This window comes from Streptococcus cristatus, from assembly GCF_003944225.1.
In the GTDB taxonomy this organism is placed as follows: domain Bacteria; phylum Bacillota; class Bacilli; order Lactobacillales; family Streptococcaceae; genus Streptococcus; species Streptococcus cristatus_K.
Genome location: NZ_RJPN01000019.1, coordinates 1 through 4,747, shown reverse-complemented (window position 1 = coordinate 4,747; position 4,747 = coordinate 1). Strand labels below are relative to the sequence as shown.

Below are 4,747 nucleotides of genomic sequence, written 5' to 3'. Positions count from 1 at the left end.
CGAACAATGTATTACCTCATCACGCATAACAAACTTTACGATTATTCTTTGACCCAAAATCGATAAGGCTGTCTATGCCGTATTATGGTAACACCTTGTTTCAAAAAATACCAGATGAGGTGTTTTTTAGCATGCCCTTTTATGGATCAAAAAGTGTTAAAAATAAGACAGTAACCTCAGAATAGCTACTGTCTTATCTCTTTTTTTACTTAAAGCCTTGATAGACTTGACAGATGGTAGAAAAGAGCCCAAAAACCCCAGATAGCCTTGAGCCATCCGGGGTTCTTATTTTCATCGCTAAAATGATATCAACAAAATTTCATTGTAGCCGATTTTTGGAACTTAGTCTTCTAAATCCATTTCAGAAGCTGCTGATCTCTTCTTCTTACCAAGAAGAGAGGCAGTTACCAAGGCAGCTACTCCTAATCCAAGACCAGCAAATTGGTTACTTGCAGTTCCTGTATTTGGTAAAGCCTTAGCGTTTGGAGTAACTTTGACTTGTCCTGGTTGTGCAGGCTGTGGCTTAGGTGCTTGAGAGTGATTTGTAGCACTCGAGATTGAAGCACTGTCAGACAAGCTAGCTGAGGTACTTGCGCTGTTGCTCAAGCTTGTGCTTGTTGAGACTGATTCACTTGTGCTGATTGAAGCACTTACGCTGTTGCTCATGCTTGCTGAAGTTGAGGCATCGCCTGAACCATTGCTTGTACTTGTTGAACCTGAACCACTACCTGAGTTGTTGCTTGCACTGATTGAGGCAGATACGCTGTTGCTCATGCTTGTGCTTGCTGATACAGATGCACTGATTGAGGCAGACACGCTGGTGCTCATGCTTGTGCTTGCTGATACTGATGCACTGATTGAGGCAGACACGCTGTTGCTCATGCTTGTGCTTGCTGATTGGCTTGCACTGATTGAGGCAGACACGCTGTTACTCAAGCTTGTGCTTGCTGATTCAGATGCACTGATTGAAGCGGACACGCTATTGCTCATGCTTGTGCTTGCTGATTGGCTAGCTGATACAGATGCTGAAGTACTTTGACTTGCAGATACTGACGCGCTTACTGATTGGCTTGCACTGATTGAGGCAGACACGCTGTTACTCAAGCTTGTGCTTGCTGATACAGATGCACTGATTGAAGCGGACACGCTGTTGCTCATGCTTGTGCTTGCTGATACTGANGCACTGATTGAGGCAGACACGCTGGTGCTCATGCTTGTGCTTGCTGATTCAGATGCACTGATTGAAGCGGACACGCTATTGCTCATGCTTGTGCTTGCTGATACTGATGCACTGATTGAGGCAGACACGCTGTTGCTCATGCTTGTGCTTGCTGATTCAGATGCACTGATTGAAGCGGACACGCTATTGCTCATGCTTGTGCTTGCTGATTGGCTTGCACTGATTGAGGCAGATACGCTGTTGCTCATGCTTGTGCTTGCTGATTCAGATGCACTGATTGAAGCGGACACGCTATTGCTCATGCTTGTGCTTGCTGATTCAGATGCACTGATTGAAGCGGACACGCTATTGCTCATGCTTGTGCTTGCTGATTGGCTTGCACTGATTGAGGCAGATACGCTGTTGCTCATGCTTGTGCTTGCTGATTCAGATGCACTGATTGAAGCGGACACGCTATTGCTCATGCTTGTGCTTGCTGATACTGATGCACTGATTGAGGCAGACACGCTGTTGCTCATGCTTGTGCTTGCTGATTGGCTTGCACTGATTGACGCTGACACGCTGGTGCTCATGCTTGTGCTTGCTGATACTGAAGCACTGATTGAGGCGGACACGCTATTGCTCATGCTTGTGCTTACTGATTCAGATGCACTGATTGAAGCAGACACGCTGGTGCTCATGCTTGTGCTTACTGATTCAGATGCACTGATTGACGCTGACACGCTGTTACTCAAGCTTGTGCTTGCTGATGCTGAAGCACTGATTGAAGCAGACACGCTGGTGCTCATGCTTGTGCTTACTGATTCAGATGCACTGATTGAGGCGGACACGCTGTTACTCAAGCTTGTGCTTGCTGATACTGAAGCACTGATTGACGCTGACACGCTGGTGCTCATGCTTGTGCTTGCTGATGCTGAAGCACTGATTGAAGCGGACACGCTGTTACTCAAGCTTGTGCTTGCTGATTGGCTTGCACTGATTGACGCTGACACGCTGGTGCTCATGCTTGTGCTTACTGATTCAGATGCACTGATTGAAGCAGACACGCTGGTGCTCATGCTTGTGCTTACTGATTCAGATGCACTGATTGAGGCGGACACGCTGTTACTCAAGCTTGTGCTTGCTGATGCTGAAGCACTGATTGAAGCAGACACGCTGGTGCTCATGCTTGTGCTTACTGATTCAGATGCACTGATTGAGGCGGACACGCTGTTACTCAAGCTTGTGCTTGCTGATTCAGATGCACTGATTGAAGCGGACACGCTATTGCTCATGCTTGTGCTTGCTGATACTGAAGCACTGATTGAGGCGGACACGCTGGTGCTCATGCTTGTGCTTGCTGATTCAGATGCACTGATTGAAGCGGACACGCTATTGCTCATGCTTGTGCTTGCTGATTCAGATGCACTGATTGAAGCGGACACGCTATTGCTCATGCTTGTGCTTGCTGATACTGATGCACTGATTGAGGCAGACACGCTGTTGCTCATGCTTGTGCTTACTGATTCAGATGCACTGATTGAAGCAGATACGCTGGTGCTCATGCTTGTGCTTGCTGATTGGCTCGCACTAATTGAAGCAGATACGCTGTTGCTCAAGCTTGTACTTGCTGATACTGAAGCACTAATTGAAGCAGATACGCTGTTGCTCAAGCTTGTTGATGCTGAAGCTGAGGCACTACGTGATGCAGACTCGCTGTTGCTTACGCTTGTGCTTGCTGATGCTGAAGCGCTGATTGAAGCAGAAATGCTATTGCTCAAGCTTGTTGATGCTGAAGCTGAGGCACTACGTGATGCAGACTCGCTGTTGCTTATGCTTGTGCTTGCTGATTCTGAAGCGCTGATTGAAGCAGAAATGCTGTTGCTCAAGCTTGTTGATGCTGAAGCTGAAGCACTACGTGATGCAGACTCGCTGTTGCTTACGCTTGTGCTTGCTGATTCTGAAGCGCTGATTGAAGCAGAAATGCTATTGCTCAAGCTTGTTGATGCTGAAGCTGAGGCACTACGTGATGCAGACTCGCTGTTGCTTATGCTTGTGCTTGTGCTTGCTGATACTGAAGCACTGATTGAAGCAGACACGCTGTTGCTCATGCTTGTGCTTACTGATTCAGATGCACTGATTGAAGCGGACACGCTATTGCTCATGCTTGTGCTTGCTGATACTGAAGCACTGATTGAAGCAGACACGCTGTTGCTCATGCTTGTGCTTACTGATTCAGATGCACTGATTGAGGCAGACACGCTGTTGCTCATGCTTGTGCTTACTGATTCAGATGCACTGATTGAGGCAGACACGCTGTTGCTCATGCTCGTGCTTGCTGATACTGAAGCACTTATTGAGGCGGACACGCTGCTGCTCATGCTTGTGCTTGCTGATTCAGATGCACTGATTGAAGCGGACACGCTATTGCTCATGCTTGTGCTTGCTGATTGACTTGCACTGATTGAAGCAGAGTGGCTCGCGCTTACTGAAATAGAAGCTGAGTTCTGGTTGTTAGATGCTGAAGCTGAGGCACTTTGGCTTGCGCTTACTGATGCTGAAGTACTTTGACTTGCAGATACAGAAGCTGAAGCTGATTGACTAGCTGATACAGAGGCTGATTGGCTAGCACTGATGCTTGCTGAGATAGACGCTGAGTTCTGGTTGTTAGATGCTGAAGCTGAGGCACTTTGGCTTGCGCTTACTGATGCTGAAGTACTTTGACTTGCAGATACAGACGCTGAAGCTGATTGACTAGCTGATACAGATGCTGAGTGGCTAGCTGATACAGATGCTGAGTGACTTGCACTTACTGATGCTGATACGCTGTTGCTCATGCTTGTGCTTGCTGATTGGCTTGCACTGATGCTTGCTGAGATAGATGCTGAAGTGCTTTGACTTGCTGATACAGACGCTGAAGCTGATTGGCTAGCTGATACAGATGCTGATTGACTAGCACTTACTGATGCTGAAGCGCTTTGGCTCGCACTAATTGACGCAGACTGGCTCGCGCTTACCGAAATAGAAGCTGAGTTCTGGTTGTTAGATGCTGAAGCTGAAGCACTGATGCTTGCGCTCACTGATGCTGAAGTACTTTGACTTGCAGATACAGAAGCTGAAGCGCTTTGGCTAGCTGATACAAAGGCTGATTGACTAGCACTTACTGATGCTGAAGCGCTTTGGCTCGCACTAATTGACGCAGACTGGCTCGCGCTTACTGAAATAGAAGCTGAGTTCTGGTTGTTAGATGCTGAAGCTGAAGCACTGATGCTTGCGCTCACTGATGCTGAAGTACTTTGACTTGCTGATACAGACGCTGAAGCTGATTGGCTAGCTGATACAGAGGCTGATTGACTAGCACTTACTGATGCTGAAGCGCTTTGGCTCGCACTAATTGACGCAGACTGGCTCGCGCTTACTGAAATAGAAGCTGAGTTCTGGTTGTTAGATGCTGAAGCTGAAGCACTGATGCTTGCGCTCACTGATGCTGAAGTACTTTGACTTGCTGATACTGAAGCTGAAGCTGATTGGCTAGCTGATACAGATGCTGAGTGACTAGCACTTACTGATGCTGAAGCGCTTTGGCTC

2 protein-coding genes are annotated in these 4,747 nt (G+C 47.5%); one reads left to right on the top strand and one right to left on the bottom strand.

The window, feature by feature from the left end:
* Positions 1-342: 342 nt before the first annotated feature.
* Positions 343-666 (bottom strand): LPXTG cell wall anchor domain-containing protein, encoded by a 324-nt coding sequence (locus D8797_RS10585; RefSeq protein ID WP_185780873.1) that lies wholly within the window; start codon positions 664-666, stop codon positions 343-345.
* Here D8797_RS10585 and D8797_RS10580 point away from each other — a divergent pair.
* Complete coding sequence (locus tag D8797_RS10580; RefSeq protein ID WP_185780872.1) at positions 665-1,039, top strand: hypothetical protein; 375 nt, start codon at positions 665-667, stop codon at positions 1,037-1,039. The genes D8797_RS10585 and D8797_RS10580 overlap by 2 nt on opposite strands.
* Positions 1,040-4,747 lie beyond the last annotated feature (3,708 nt).

Excerpts from the sequence above, each read along its gene's own strand:
- D8797_RS10580 (WP_185780872.1), top strand. The coding sequence starts at position 665 with ATGCTTGCTGAAGTTGAGGCATCGCCTGAACCATTGCTTGTACTTGTT.
- D8797_RS10585 (WP_185780873.1), bottom strand. The coding sequence starts at position 666 with ATGAGCAACAGCGTAAGTGCTTCAATCAGCACAAGTGAATCAGTCTCA.